13 protein-coding genes are annotated in these 13,081 nt (G+C 72.7%); 5 read left to right on the forward strand and 8 right to left on the reverse strand.

Features of this window, described 5'->3' with window-relative positions; all coding sequences use genetic code 11:
* Window positions 1–7: 7 nt before the first annotated feature.
* Window positions 8–754: a ferritin-like fold-containing protein gene (locus AB0435_RS04170; RefSeq protein WP_366002765.1), complete on the reverse strand. Its 747-nt coding sequence runs from the start codon at window positions 752–754 to the stop codon at window positions 8–10.
* A 516-nt stretch (window positions 755–1,270) separates the two neighbouring features.
* Between AB0435_RS04170 and AB0435_RS04175 the strand changes: the two genes are divergently transcribed.
* Window positions 1,271–3,589, forward strand: a complete 2,319-nt coding sequence (locus AB0435_RS04175) for a DEAD/DEAH box helicase (RefSeq protein WP_366426158.1) — start codon at window positions 1,271–1,273, stop codon at window positions 3,587–3,589.
* Between the two features lie 109 nt (window positions 3,590–3,698).
* Window positions 3,699–4,574 (forward strand): alpha/beta hydrolase, encoded by an 876-nt coding sequence (locus AB0435_RS04180; protein ID WP_366426159.1) that lies wholly within the window; start codon window positions 3,699–3,701, stop codon window positions 4,572–4,574.
* Here AB0435_RS04180 and AB0435_RS04185 read toward each other — a convergent pair.
* Entirely contained in the window at window positions 4,571–5,362 is a 792-nt protein-coding gene (locus AB0435_RS04185) for a VOC family protein (protein WP_366002768.1), read from the reverse strand. The two genes, AB0435_RS04180 and AB0435_RS04185, sit on opposite strands and share 4 nt — an antisense overlap.
* A gap of 172 nt (window positions 5,363–5,534) precedes the next feature.
* Window positions 5,535–6,494 carry an NYN domain-containing protein gene (locus tag AB0435_RS04190; protein ID WP_366002769.1) on the reverse strand — a complete coding sequence of 320 codons (960 nt, stop codon included), beginning with the start codon at window positions 6,492–6,494 and terminating at the stop codon, window positions 5,535–5,537.
* 162 nt (window positions 6,495–6,656) lie between these two features.
* On the opposite strand from AB0435_RS04190, the gene AB0435_RS04195 reads away from it, so the two are divergent.
* Window positions 6,657–6,809, forward strand: coding sequence for a hypothetical protein (locus tag AB0435_RS04195; RefSeq protein ID WP_162890354.1), 153 nt, complete (start codon window positions 6,657–6,659; stop codon window positions 6,807–6,809).
* A gap of 96 nt (window positions 6,810–6,905) precedes the next feature.
* On the opposite strand, the gene AB0435_RS04200 is transcribed toward AB0435_RS04195, so the two are convergent.
* From AB0435_RS04200 to AB0435_RS04215, 4 genes are all read right to left on the reverse strand, one after another.
* Window positions 6,906–7,511 (reverse strand): MarC family protein, encoded by a 606-nt coding sequence (locus AB0435_RS04200; protein ID WP_301892603.1) that lies wholly within the window; start codon window positions 7,509–7,511, stop codon window positions 6,906–6,908.
* A 207-nt stretch (window positions 7,512–7,718) separates the two neighbouring features.
* Window positions 7,719–8,582 (reverse strand): PHP domain-containing protein, encoded by an 864-nt coding sequence (locus tag AB0435_RS04205; protein WP_366002771.1) that lies wholly within the window; start codon window positions 8,580–8,582, stop codon window positions 7,719–7,721.
* 106 nt (window positions 8,583–8,688) lie between these two features.
* Window positions 8,689–9,330 carry a DUF6758 family protein gene (locus AB0435_RS04210; protein ID WP_366002772.1) on the reverse strand — a complete coding sequence of 214 codons (642 nt, stop codon included), beginning with the start codon at window positions 9,328–9,330 and terminating at the stop codon, window positions 8,689–8,691.
* Between the two features lie 74 nt (window positions 9,331–9,404).
* Window positions 9,405–9,989 carry a suppressor of fused domain protein gene (locus AB0435_RS04215; protein WP_366426160.1) on the reverse strand — a complete coding sequence of 195 codons (585 nt, stop codon included), beginning with the start codon at window positions 9,987–9,989 and terminating at the stop codon, window positions 9,405–9,407.
* A gap of 478 nt (window positions 9,990–10,467) precedes the next feature.
* On the opposite strand from AB0435_RS04215, the gene AB0435_RS04220 reads away from it, so the two are divergent.
* Window positions 10,468–11,574, forward strand: coding sequence for a magnesium and cobalt transport protein CorA (locus AB0435_RS04220; RefSeq protein ID WP_366002774.1), 1,107 nt, complete (start codon window positions 10,468–10,470; stop codon window positions 11,572–11,574).
* Between the two features lie 6 nt (window positions 11,575–11,580).
* Here the strand turns inward: AB0435_RS04220 and AB0435_RS04225 are convergent, their stop codons facing one another.
* A complete protein-coding gene (locus tag AB0435_RS04225) occupies window positions 11,581–12,537 on the reverse strand; it encodes a DMT family transporter (protein ID WP_366002775.1) in 957 nt (318 codons plus the stop codon).
* 31 nt (window positions 12,538–12,568) lie between these two features.
* Between AB0435_RS04225 and AB0435_RS04230 the strand changes: the two genes are divergently transcribed.
* Entirely contained in the window at window positions 12,569–13,075 is a 507-nt protein-coding gene (locus AB0435_RS04230) for a hypothetical protein (RefSeq protein WP_366002776.1), read from the forward strand.
* Window positions 13,076–13,081: the final 6 nt, after the last annotated feature.

Below are 13,081 nucleotides of genomic sequence, written 5' to 3' on the forward strand. Positions count from 1 at the left end.
AGGTGACTCAGGCCGCCAGGCCCAGCGCGGCCATCCGCTTGGTGTGCGCCTCGGTGATCCGGGAGAACATCTTGCCGACCTCGGCGAGGTCGAAGCCGTCGGCCACGCCGCCCACCAGCATCGTCGACAGCGCGTCACGGTCGGCCACCACGCGCTGCGCCTGCGAGAGCGCCTCGCCCATCAGCCGCCGTGCCCACAGCGCGAGCCTGCCGCCCACGCGGGGCTCCGCCTCGATCGCGGCGCGGACCTTTTCGACCGCGAAGCTCGCGTGGCCGGTGTCGTCCAGGACGGTCAGCACCAGGGCGCGGGTGTCGGAGTCCAGGCGGGCGGCGACCTCGCGGTAGAAGTCACTGGCGATCGAGTCGCCGACGTACGCCTTGACCAGGCCCTCCAGCCAGTCCGAGGGCGCCGTCTGGCGGTGGAACTCGTCGAGCGCCGCCGCGAAGGGCTGCATCGCGCCGGTCGGGTCCACGTCGATGGCCGTCAGGCGGTCGCGCAGCCGCTGGAAGTGCTGGAACTCCGCCGCGGCCATTTTCGCCAGCTCAGCCTTGTCGTCCAGCGTCGGCGCCAGCTTGGCGTCCTCCGCGAGCCGCTCGAAGGCGGCCAGCTCGCCGTAGGCGAGGGCACCCAGCAGATCGACCACCGCCGCCCGGTACTGCGGGTCGGCGGCGGCCCGGGACCAGTCCTGGGCGGCGATTCCGGTGTGTACGGCTGCGGTCTCGGCGGCGTTCTCAGCGTTGTCGGGCGTCTCCATGGAGCGCACAATAGCCCGCCCGGCAGCAGGGGGAAGGCCCTGGTCAGCCAGTTCCTCCTCATCTGTCCGAAGGATTGTCCGGACACACATGCGTGTTTCCGGGGTACAGTGGTAATGCGCCTGCTGAGTATTCGGCAGGCTGTCCCATGCTGTGTCTTCCGGTGGCGTCACTCGCCCGGCCCCCGGATCCCCAGCGGATGCCCGGTCGGTGGCCCGATCGGCTTCCAAAACCGACCGCCCTCCGTGCGGCGCATGCGAGACGTATGCGCCTGGAGGGATCCGCTCGCGGCACGTGTGCAAGAGCGAAGGCAGTGGTCCCGCGCGTCACCCGGCTTCCCCAGGCCGGACAGCAACCCGGCGCGGTACGTACGACCCCCTTCGCCGCCTCGCGCCGCGTCTCACAGAAGAGGCAAGATCCTGTCTACTCTCTCCACCTTCCGAGAAATCGGGATTCTTCCCGAGACCGCCGAAGCCCTTGAAGCCGTCGGCATCGTCCACCCCTTCCCCATCCAGGAGATGACGCTCCCCGTGGCCCTGTCGGGCTCGGACGTCATCGGCCAGGCCAAGACCGGCACCGGAAAGACGCTGGGCTTCGGCCTCCCCCTGCTGGAGCGCGTCGTCGTCCCCGCGGACGTCGAGGCCGGCCGGGCGAAGCCCGAGCAGCTCACGGACGCCCCGCAGGCGCTCGTGGTCGTCCCCACCCGCGAGCTGTGCCAGCAGGTCACCAATGACCTCCTCACCGCCGGCAAGGTCCGCAACGTCCGCGTGCTGGCGATCTACGGCGGCCGCGCCTACGAGCCGCAGGTCGAGGCGCTCAAGAAGGGCGTCGACGTCATCGTCGGCACCCCCGGCCGCCTGCTCGACCTCGCCGGCCAGAAGAAGCTGGACCTCTCGCACGTCAAGGCCCTCGTCCTGGACGAGGCCGACGAGATGCTCGACCTGGGCTTCCTGCCCGACGTCGAGCGGATCATGATGATGCTGCCGGCCAAGCGCCAGACGATGCTGTTCTCGGCCACCATGCCGGGCGCCGTCATCAGCCTCGCGCGGCGCTACATGTCGCAGCCCACGCACATCCGCGCCACCGCGCCGGACGACGAGGGCCAGACCGTCGCCAACATCACGCAGCACGTCTTCCGCGCGCACAACATGGACAAGCCGGAGCTGGTCTCCCGCATCCTCCAGGCCGAGGAGCGCGCCCTCGCGATGGTCTTCTGCCGTACGAAGCGCACGGCCGCCGACATCGCCGACCAGCTGGCCCGCCGCGGCTTCGCCTCCGGCGCGGTCCACGGCGACCTCGGCCAGGGCGCCCGCGAGCAGGCGCTGCGCGCCTTCCGCAACGGCAAGGTCGACGTGCTGGTCTGCACCGACGTCGCCGCGCGCGGCATCGACGTCGACAACGTCACGCACGTCATCAACTACCAGTCCCCCGAGGACGAGAAGACCTACCTGCACCGCATCGGCCGTACGGGCCGCGCGGGCAAGTCGGGTACGGCCGTCACCCTCGTCGACTGGGACGACATCCCGCGCTGGAAGCTGATCAACAAGGCGCTGGACCTGCCGTTCGACGAGCCGGAGGAGACGTACTCCACCTCCCCGCACCTCTACGAACTGCTGAACATCCCCGCGGGGACCAAGGGCATACTGCCGCGCTCCGAGCGGACCCGTGCCGGGCTCGCGGCGGAGGAGATCGAGGACCTCGGCGAGACGGGCGGCCGCGGCCCCCGTGGCCGCGGCCCGAAGCAGGCCACCGCCGTCGAGGAGGAGCGCCCCGCGCGCACCCGCACCCCGCGCCAGCGCCGCCGCACGCGCGGCGGTGCCACGGGGGGCGCCGAGGCACCGGCCGCCGCCGTCGCCGCGACGCCCGTGGCCGAGCCGGTGACGCGTCCCGCCGCGCAGCCGGTGGCCGAGGGTGCTCCTGAGACGCCCTCCAAGCCGCGTCGCCGCCGCCGCACGCGCCACAGCGCGTCGTCGGCCGCCGCACCGGTGGCCGCTGCCGCCACCACGACGACCGAGGCCGCCCCGGCTCCGGCTCCCGTCGCCGCCGCCGAGCCCGAGCAGCCGCGTCGCCGTCGTCCGCGCATGGTGAAGCCGCTGGCCACGGACGCGTCCGAGCCCGGTTTCCAGACCGTCGAGACGGCGGCCAGGGCCCTGGCCGCGTCGTCGGCGACGATTCCGTCCCAGGCGAAGGCCGGGACCGAGGTCGAGGAGAAGCCGAAGCGCACGCGCAAGGCTGCCGCGCCGAAGGCCGACGCCGAGACCGTCGCGACCGTCGCGGTCGAGGAGAAGCCCAAGCGCACCCGCAAGGCCGCTGCCCCCAAGGCCGACGCCGTCGTGGTCGAGGAGAAGCCCAAGCGGACCCGCAAGGCGGCCGCGCCCAAGGTCGAGACCGAGACGGTCGTGACCGAGGAGAAGCCCAAGCGGACCCGCAAGGCCGCAGCTCCCAAGGTCGAGGCGGAGGCCGTCGAGGCCGAGGCCAAGCCGAAGCGCACGCGCAAGGCGGCGGCTCCCAAGGCCGACGCCGAGACCGTCGCGACCGTCGCGGTCGAGGAGAAGCCCAAGCGCACCCGCAAGGCCGCTGCCCCCAAGGCCGACGCCGCCGAGACCGAGGAGAAGCCCAAGCGCACGCGCAAGGCGGCTGCCCCCAAGGCTGAGACCGTCGAGGCCGAGGAGAAGCCCAAGCGGACCCGCAAGGCGGCTGCCCCCAAGGCTGAGACCGTCGAGGCCGAGGAGAAGCCCAAGCGCACGCGCAAGGCCGCAGCTCCGAAGGCGGACGGTGCCGAGGCTCCTGTGAAGCGGACGCGTAAGGCCGCGGCGCCGAAGGTCGCCGCGAGCTGACGCTCCATCCCTTCGACGACGGCCGGTCCCCATCACGGGGACCGGCCGTCGTTTTTTCGACCCCTACCCGGAATCCGAGCGCGAGCGCCCCACCGTTAGCCTCACCCCCATGAGCCGCCCACCCTTTCTCACCCTGCCCCCGCGAGCGGAGGCTCACCGCCTCCCCACCTCCCGCGGCGACTTCGCGGCGCACGACGCCCCGCCCGCGGGGGCGAGCCGCGGCACCGTCCTGCTCGTGCCCGGGTTCACCGGGAGCAAGGAGGACTTCATCGCTCTGCTGGAGCCGATCGCGGCGGCCGGTTACCGGGCCGTGGCCGTGGACGGGCGGGGGCAGTACGAGAGCCCGGGGCCGCGGGAAGCGGCGGCGTACGCGCAGGAGGAGCTGGCCCGGGACGTGCTCGCCCAGGCGGCGGCCCTCGGTGGTCGGGTGCACCTGCTGGGGCACTCGTTCGGCGGCCTGGTCTCGCGCGCGGCGGTGCTGCTGGACGCCTCCCCCTTCCGCTCGCTCACGATCATGAGCTGCGGCCCGGGGCCGATCGCGGCGGAGCAGCAGGCGCGCACCCGGCTGCTGATCGACGCCCTGGGACAGCTGGACAAGGAAGCGGTCTGGCAGGAGATGCGGAAGCAGGAGCCCCAGGAACCTCAGGAACCGGGGCCGGTCGCGGAGCCCGCGGGTCTCGACGAGTTCCTGCACCGCCGCTGGACGGGCACGGCCAAGGAGCAACTCATCGCGGCCGGGCGGCAGTTGACGGCGGAGCCGGACCGTACGGCGGAGCTGGCGGCGGTCCCGCTGCCCAAGCACGTACTCTCCGGCCGGCTGGACTACGCGTGGCCGGTGCCGTCGATCGACGCGATGGCGAAGGAGCTGTCGGCGGTCCGTACGGTCGTCGAGGGCGCGGGCCACTCCCCCAACGCGGAACGCCCGGCGGAGACGGCCGAGGCGCTCGTCCGCTTCTGGGGCCGGACGGGACCGGTCACCGCCTAACCGCCCGCCTCGCTCGCCGTCACCGTGAAGAGCCCGCCCTGCGGGTCGCGGAGCGTCGCCTCGCGGCCCACCGGGGACTGGCCCGGTTCGGCGGCGACCGTGCCGCCGGCGGCGAGGGCGGTCTCGACGGCCTTCTCGACGTCGTCGACGCAGAAATAGACGTGCCAGCGGGGCCGGACCCGCGGGTCGGGTGCCGCTTCGACCGCGCCGCCGCGCAGGCAGGCGACCGTGTGCCCACCGGAGCGGACCATCACGGCGTCGTCCTCGTAGCGCACCTCGCAGCGGTCGGGGCGGCCGGTGGCCCACTCGAAGACCTCGCCGTAGAAGATGGCGGCGGCGAAGGCGTCGCGGGTGCGCAGTTCGAGCCAGGCGGGCGCGCCCTCCCGGCCGACGCGCCACTCGCGGAGCGTCTGGCCTTCCCAGAAGCCGAAGACGGCCCCCGCGGAGTCGGCGGCGAGGGCGGCCCGGCCGTGTCCGACCGCGATCGGCCCGACGGCGACGGTGCCGCCGCGCTCGCGGATGCGGGAGGCCACGGTGTCGGCGTCCTCGACGGCGAAGTACGAGGTCCAGGAGACGGCGACACCCATGGTGCGGGCGACGTTGCCGATGCCGGCGACGGGCTTGCCGTCGGCGAGCGCCACGGTGAAGTTCTCGCCCAGCCTCCCGGACCGGAAGGTCCAGCCCATCACCGGTCCGTAGAAGTCCTCGGCGGCGGCGAGGTCGTGGGTCAGCAGGGACACCCAGCACGGCGCACCCGGCACGGCACGGTCAAGGGACGACGACGCCATGGCGGACCGCCTCGCTTCTGGTCGGGGGCTCTTCCGGGGCTTCCGGACTGCCGGACGCCGGCAGCGCTCGGGGGTGGCCGCGCCCTGGGGCACGGCCACCCGAAGCCAGGGTTCCACTCACGGTGCCCGCGCGCATTCCGGCGCGCGCACGCGTCACGCTGGTTCCGTACGTTCAGTACTGGGCGCCCAGGTGGTCCCAGAATCCGTCGCGCAGCGCGCGGCGCAGGTCGGCGTGGCCGCGGAGGGAGAGGCCGAGCAGCGCCTCGGCCTCCACCAGGAGTTCCTGGTCGACGGCGCCGGGCAGGTAGGGGTGGCCGGGCAGCAGTTCGGCGAGGGTGTCGCGGCCGCGCGAGCCCAGCCACTGGGCGGCGACCTGGGCGCCGACGAAGCGCACGTCGTCGCGGCCGGGCGCGGGCGCCTGGTGGGCGGCGGCCTCGCCGTAGGGCTCGGGGACGGCGCGGCGGCTGACGTAGGGCTTGCAGAAGTCGAGGTCGAAGGTGCGCTGGCTGTCGACCTCCCAGAGCAGGGGTTCGGCCTGGTTGCGGCCGGTGACGGCCTCGATGCCCCAGAGGTGGACGCGGGCGCCGTAGCCCTGCGCGGCCTCGACGGCGGAGACGAGGTCCTCGTCGCCGCCGATGAGCGCGGCGTCGCTGATGGCACGGTGCCGGGCGAGGGATTCGAGGTCGCTGCGGATGAGGGAGTCGACGCCCTTCTGCTGGTTGTTGGCGTTGAGGTTGCCCAGGCGCACCTTGACGTCGGGCAGTTCGGCGATGCTCTGCTGCTCGGCGGTGTGGATGCGGCGCCGGGCGCCGTCGTACCAGTAGACCCGCAGCAGCCTGCTGTCGGGGAAGATCATGCGGGCCTTGTCGATGAACGCCTCGATCAGTCCTTCGGCGTCGAGGTCGAAGGCCCGGCGGTCCTCGGTCCCGGCCACGAGCCGGCCCGCGGCGGCGTAGACGTAGCCGGCGTCCACGAAGATCGCGTGGGTGGAGGGTGTGGTGGCGACCTCGGCGAGGACGCGGGTGAGCAGCTCATTGGTGCGCTCGATGCCCGCGGCGACCGTGGTGAGGTCCGGGGTCTGCGGCGGGAGCGGGGGGTGCGCGGCGGGGTTCGCGGCGGAGGGGTGGGTCATGTGCGAGCTCTCAGTAATTAGTCACGTTAAAAATTTCCTTAGCGTAGGGAATGTTTGAAGTGATCACCTCGTTGGACACGTATGTGAACGGGTCGCACCGTCGCGACACCGTCACCCACTCAATGGAGTTCTCCTCAGGAGGATCAGACGAAGGGAGAAGCCTTGCGCTTCGAAATCATGCGCCTGGACGACATCGACGGCTCGGCCGTCGACAGCACCGTCGTGGACGCCGCCTCCGTCAACAGGATCGTGCAGCAGGCCGCATCCACAGGCCAGCGCATCTACATCCGCCCGGCCCACACCGCGGCCCGGTAGTGCGTAAGCGCTCCCACGTGCCGACGCCCCCGTACGGACCGTACGGGGGCGTCGTGCGTTCGCGGGTGTGCCGCGCCGGGCGCGAGGCCCGCGCCGTCAGCGGTTGGCGATGACCTGGGTGATGCCGTTGATGATCTGCTGGACGGCCAGCGCCGAGAGCATCATGCCCGCGAGCCGCGTCACCAGCACCACGCCGCCGTCCTTGATGACCCGGATGATCAGCAGCGAATAGCGCATCACCAGCCACAGCACGACGTGCATCGCGGCGATGGCCACCCACACCGAGATCTGGGCGCTGACGGAATCCGCGTGCTGGACCGCCAGGATCACCGAGACGATCGCACCGGGCCCGGCCAGCAGCGGCATGCCGAGCGGGACGAGCGCGACGTTGACGTCCTTGGTCTGGGTCGGCTCCTCGGACTTGCCGGTCAGCAGGTCCAGCGCGATCAGCAGCAGGAGCAGACCGCCCGCGATCATCAGCGCGGGGGTGGTGATGTGCAGGTAGTCCAGGATCTGCTGGCCGCAGATGCCGAAGACGGCGATGACGCCGAAGGCGACCGCGGCGGCCTGCCAGGCCATCCGCCGCTGGACCTTGGCCGGGCGGCCGGAGGTGAGCGCGAGGAAGATCGGGGTGATCCCGGGCGGGTCCATGATCACAAAAAGCGTGAGAAAGAGGGATCCGAAGACAGCGAAGTCGAACACAGTGTGGCCTTGCGAGAGTGGTGCGAGCAGGAGCTGGGTGAGGCGGGTCGCGGGCGCGGGGCAGCGCACGGAGGTAACAGGAAGGGGAGTGCGTACGAGCAGTACGCGCCGGTCGTACGGCCGGGTGCTCAGGGGCGTACGGAAGCCCGGTCACGCGCGGGCGCAGGGCACGCGCGCGGCCCGGAGGGACCGGGGTGGGGTGAGGGGTCAGCCGCCCGCGCCCGGGACGGGGAACGCGCCCGTGGCCCGGCGGGTGATCTCGCCGTAGATCTCCGGGTCGGTGGTGTAGTCACCGAGCCGGCAGGTCTTGCGGCTGCCGTGGTAGTCGCTGGAGCCGGTGGTCAGCAGGGAGAGGTCGGCGGCCAGGCCGCGCAGCCGGGCGCGCGTGGACGCGTCGTGGTCCATGTGGTCCACCTCGACGCCGTCGAGACCGGCCGAGGCCAGCTCGGCTATGCCGCTCTCGGAGACGCAGGCGCCCCGCTTGAGCGCGAAGGGGTGCGCGAGGACGGTGACTCCGCCCGCCGCCTTGACCAGGCGGATCGCGTCGAAGGGGTCGAGCTCGTGCTTCTCGACGTAGGCGCGGCCGTCACCGGCCAGCCACTCGGAGGTGAAGGCGTCCGAGACGCTGTCGATCACGCCCAGCTCGACCATGGCGCTGGCCACGTGCGGCCGGCCCACGGCGCCGCCCGCGGCGAGCTCCATGACCCGCTCCCAGGCGACGGGCACGCCCAGTTCGTTGAGCTTGGCGACCATGCCGCGCGCGCGGGGGACCCGGTCGTCGCGGACGAGCTCGCGCTCGCGGGCGAGCTCCGGCTCCAGCGGGTCGAAGAGGTAGGCCAGCATGTGCACGCTGAAGCCGTCCGGTCCGGCGAAGCGGCAGGAGAGTTCGGCGCCCGTGACCAGGGTGAGCCCGGCGGGCAGCGCGGCGACGGCCTCGGCGTGGCCGCCGACCCCGTCGTGGTCGGTCAGCGCGACGACGTCCAGCCCGGCGGCGGCCGCGTTGCGGACCAGCTCGGCGGGGGTGTCCGTGCCGTCCGAAGCCGTGGAGTGGGTGTGCAGGTCGATGCGCACGTCACGGCTCCTGGCGGTGGGACGGTAGGGGACCGGTTCAGGATAACCGGCGCCGCCGTCGGCACCGCCACCAACCGGCGCTCCGCCGCGGCCGCCGGAGGCCGGGCTACGGGGACAGCAGGCGCGGGGACAGCGCGCCGCACGGCAGGAGTTCCACCTCGGCGCCCGCTTCGCGCAGATCCGTGAGCACCAGCTCGTCGTACATCAGCAGCCCCGACCGCTCCGGCCAGACGACCGCCCACAGCCACAGCCCGCGCGCCTCGCCCGCGAAGACCGCGCGGTCGTCGGGCGCGCCGTCGACGTGCCAGAGGGGGGTGGGGCGGCCCGCCGCGTGCACCTTGGCGTGCGGCGAGCGGTCGACACACATGTGGGGGCCGGGGTCGGGGCCGTCGATCCCGGCGTAGCGGGCGCCGAGGCCGACGCCGAGCTCCTCGGCGACGAGCAGCAGCTCACCGGGGCCGCCGAGCGGGCTCGGGCCCGAGCAGGCGACGGCGGTGGCCCGGCCGCCGCTGCGGTCGTCGCCCGCGCACACCACGCCCGTGAAGAGCCAGCCGACGGGCAGGGGCCAGGGCATCCACACCGGCACCCGGGCGCGGTTGACGACGACGGCCAGCGCCTCGACGCTCGGCGGGACGACCGGCTGCAAGGGGTGCACCGGGCCGTGCGCGGAGCACTGCCAGGAGTCGGCGAAGAGACCGGGCGCGCGCACCCGGCCTCCGCACTTCGGGCAACTGGGTTCGCCCCTCATAAGGCCCAACGGTCCTCCCAGCCCGCCGCCGCGTCAAGGACGATCACCCGTCCGGACGCCGACACCCCGGAGCGTCACCCCAGGGGCACCCCGGACCTCAGTGGGTCACGCAGATCGGTGCCGTGCGCGAGCCACCGCTCCTCCAGCGCGGCCGCTCCCTGGACCCGCTTCCACGCCGCCTCGTTCGGTGTCATCGGCAGCAGCGGGAGGAAGCGGACCGGCTCCAGCGGCTCGTCCAGTTCGAGGTCCTCGACCAGCCCGCCGGACTCCGCGACGAGCACGGAGGTGAAGGGCGCGCCCGGCCACAGCGGCTCGCCCGTGTCCAGCGAGGCTCCGGGCGCCACGACGAGCCCTTCCACCTGCGGGGACGCGGCGAGCACGGCCAGCAGGCGGAGCACCTTGTCGGTGTCGGCGCGGCCTGCGCGTACGGAGAGGACCAGCTCGGCGCGCGGTCCCCGGAGCGGGTCGGCGACGACGGCGGTGGGGTCGGACATCGGCTGGGCGGACATGCCGAGGGTGGCGTAGCGGACGACGTCTCCGTCGAGGAAACGGAGAACTTCGATCCGGTCGGTGCCGAGGAAGGTCACCGCGGCGCGCGCGTCCGGTTCGCCCAGGGCTGTCCGCAGCCGGGCCTCGACCAGTGCGAGAACGTCTGACATGCAGTGAGCATAGAACGCGTATCGAACGGGCAAAGGAGGGTATTGACGGGTTAAGTGGCTGCTAGCCTTGGCCTCTGGTCAGGGAGTTACGTTCGTCCCTCAGCGGGGACCGGCCGGAGGAGGTGGGGCTGCGGTGGATCCTAGTCGACCGTGCAGTACCGGTAGTTCTCCCGTCCCTCCGCTCCGGGCGCGCTCCTTGTGATCTGAAAGCCTTCCCGTACCGGCCGTTCCGCCGGATACCACCGGGGTTCCCGCTGGAAGTCCTTTCGCGCCCACAGCAGTTGACGGAAGAGCGCCTTCGTCTCGCTTTGTTCCGTGTTCTCCGCGAAGTTCTTGCGCACTGCCGTCAGTCCACCGCACCGCGCGAAGCGCCGCCCGCTTTGCGGACGTATTTCCTGCCGACCGGGGTACGTCCACGTTCCGGGCAGCGTTGCGCCGCTCCCCCGAGACTGGCGGCCGGCCCGTGAAGGAGCCTGCCATGTCGATGATCCGCGACCTGCGTGCCGCCGTCCGCCCCGCCCTCCGCCGGGGTGACACTCCTTACGAGTACGACTCCACGCGGGACCTCTCCGTCAGCAGCGCAGTCGTCGACTGCGCCGTCTACCGCGACGGCAAGCGCCTCAGCGACCACGTCAGCCCGGCCGAGGCCATGCGGCGCGTACGGGCCGACGGCGGCTTCGCCTGGATAGGGCTGCACGAGCCGACGGAGCGTGAGTTCTCCGGCATCGCCAGGGAGTTCGGGCTGCACCCGCTCGCCGTGGAGGACGCGGTCCACGCCCACCAGCGGCCCAAGCTGGAGCGCTACGACGACACGCTGTTCACCGTCTTCAAGACCATCCACTACGTCGAGCACACCGAACTGACCGCCACCAGCGAGGTCGTGGAGACCGGCGAGGTGATGTGTTTCACCGGTCCGGACTTCATCATCACCGTCCGGCACGGCGGCCAGGGCTCGCTGCGTGCCCTGCGCCACCGCCTCCAGGACGACCCGGAGCTGCTCGCCAAGGGCCCCTCGGCCGTCCTGCACGCCATCGCCGACCAAGTCGTCGACGGCTACATCGCGGTCGCCGACGCCGTGCAGGACGACATCGACGAGGTCGAGATCGATGTCTTCTCCGCGCCCGGCAAGGGCTCCTCGCGCGGTGGTGACGCGGGCCGGATCTATCAGCTCAAGCGCGAGGTGCTGGAGTTCAAGCGGGCGGTCTCGCCGCTGATGCGGCCGATGCAGCAGCTCAGCGAGCGGCCGATGCGGCTGGTCGAGCCGGACATCCAGAAGTATTTCCGTGACGTCGCCGACCACCTCGCGCGCGTGCACGAGCAGGTGATCTCCTTCGACGACCTGCTCAACTCCATCCTCCAGGCCAACCTCGCGCAGGCGTCGGTCGCCCAGAACGAGGACATGCGGAAGATCACGTCGTGGGCGGCGATCTGCGCGGTCCCGACGATGATCGCCGGCGTCTACGGCATGAACTTCAAGTACATGCCGGAGCTGGAGTGGAAGTACGGCTACCCGACGGTGATGGTCGTGACGGTGGCGATCTGTGTCGCCATCCACCGGGGCTTCAAGCGGAACGGCTGGCTGTAGAGGGGGCTAGCCCGCCGCCCGGTCGCCCCTGATCACCAGGGCCAGGCCCGCCAGGATCACCAGGAGCGCGGGGTACGCGGCGGCCGGGGGGAGCTGGTGCAGCCACAGGGCCGCGATCAGCGCGGCTCCCGGGGTCTCCAGCAGGATCGCCGTCGAGGTGACCGACGGCCCGAGGCCCTTGACCACACGGTTGATCAGCGAGTGCCCGAGCAGCTGCGCGGTGACCGTGAGCAGGGCCAGCTTCAGCCACGTGTCCCCGCTGTAGCCGCCGAGCCGGTCGCCGGACACCAGGCAGGCGACCAGCAGCAGGACCGTCGTCGTCGCGTACAGGACGTAGGTGTACGCCACGGTGCCCACCGTCCGCCGCACCTCCGCCCCCAGCAGGACGTACCCGGCGGCCGCGATGCCGCCGGCGAGCGCGAGCGCGTCCCCGGCGAGCGCGCGGGCCGATACCGCGAAGTCGACGCCCGTCAGGATCACGACACCGAGGAAGGCGAGAGCGGTGCCCGCCCAGACGAGCGCCGGGCGGCGGTGTCCGCCCAGGCGCAGCAGGAGCGTCGTCCAGATCGGGGTCGTCGTGACGAGCGCGGTCGAGGACGCGACCGACGTCATCCGCAGGCTCGGCAGCCACATCGCGAAGTGCACGGCGAGCAGCACGCCCGCCGCCACGGACAGCAGCAGGGCCCGGCGCCCGATGCCGCGCAGCTCGGCGCGGTGCCGGACGAGCGCGAGCGGGGTGAGGACGCCGACCGCCATGGCGTTGCGCCAGAAGGCGATGGCGAGGGCGGCCGGGGCGAGGGTCGCGGTGAGCGGCGCGGAGAGCGAGATCCCGGCGATGGCCACGGCGAGCAGGGCGATGTCCGTACGGACCGGGGCCGCGGCACCCGGAGCGGGTGCCTGCGACGGGGCGGCGGGGCCCGTACGGGCGGCTCGGGCGGTCCTGGTGGTCCGGGCAGTCATCACCCGTCCAGCCTAGGCGGCATAAGGTGAACGCATGACGCAGACGCTGGCGCTGATCGAAGAGGCCACCAAGAAGTCCGGCCTCATCTGGGTGCAGGGTCCGACGGGGCCGAGCCGTGCGCTGTGGCACGTGTGGCACGAGGGCGCCGCCCATCTCGTCGGCGGGCCCGGCGAGCAGCCGGTGGAGGAGCTCGGGCTCACGGACGGCGCGCGGGCGGCCGTGACGGTGCGGAGCAAGGACAAGGGCGGCCGCCTGGTGACCTGGCACGCGCGCGTGGCCGAGCTCGCGGCGCGGGGCGAGGAGTGGAGCGCGGCCGTCGCCGAACTCAAGGGCAAGCGGCTCAACGCACCGGACGCGGAGCGGCTCGAGGAGCGGTGGGCCGCGGAGTGCCGGGTGCTGCGCCTGGAGCCGGAGGGTTCGACGGTGGAGCTGCCGTCGGGCGCGCTGGCCGCGCAGCCCCTGCCGTCGCCGGCCGTCACGCGGATGCCCATGCCCGCGGCCCTGCCGCGCCTGCTCCGGGGCCGGCGCCGCCGGGGCTGACCCGCG

It is taken from the genome of Streptomyces sp. NPDC051173 (genome assembly GCF_040689515.1).
Lineage (GTDB): Bacteria > Actinomycetota > Actinomycetes > Streptomycetales > Streptomycetaceae > Streptomyces.

Excerpts from the sequence above, each read along its gene's own strand:
- AB0435_RS04215 (WP_366426160.1), bottom strand. The coding sequence starts at position 9,989 with ATGTCAGACGTTCTCGCACTGGTCGAGGCCCGGCTGCGGACAGCCCTG.
- AB0435_RS04190 (WP_366002769.1), bottom strand. The coding sequence starts at position 6,494 with ATGACCCACCCCTCCGCCGCGAACCCCGCCGCGCACCCCCCGCTCCCG.
- AB0435_RS04185 (WP_366002768.1), bottom strand. The coding sequence starts at position 5,362 with ATGGCGTCGTCGTCCCTTGACCGTGCCGTGCCGGGTGCGCCGTGCTGG.
- AB0435_RS04170 (WP_366002765.1), bottom strand. The coding sequence starts at position 754 with ATGGAGACGCCCGACAACGCTGAGAACGCCGCCGAGACCGCAGCCGTA.
- AB0435_RS04175 (WP_366426158.1), top strand. The coding sequence starts at position 1,271 with ATGACGCTCCCCGTGGCCCTGTCGGGCTCGGACGTCATCGGCCAGGCC.
- AB0435_RS04230 (WP_366002776.1), top strand. The coding sequence starts at position 12,569 with ATGACGCAGACGCTGGCGCTGATCGAAGAGGCCACCAAGAAGTCCGGC.
- AB0435_RS04210 (WP_366002772.1), bottom strand. The coding sequence starts at position 9,330 with ATGAGGGGCGAACCCAGTTGCCCGAAGTGCGGAGGCCGGGTGCGCGCG.
- AB0435_RS04180 (WP_366426159.1), top strand. The coding sequence starts at position 3,699 with ATGAGCCGCCCACCCTTTCTCACCCTGCCCCCGCGAGCGGAGGCTCAC.
- AB0435_RS04220 (WP_366002774.1), top strand. The coding sequence starts at position 10,468 with ATGTCGATGATCCGCGACCTGCGTGCCGCCGTCCGCCCCGCCCTCCGC.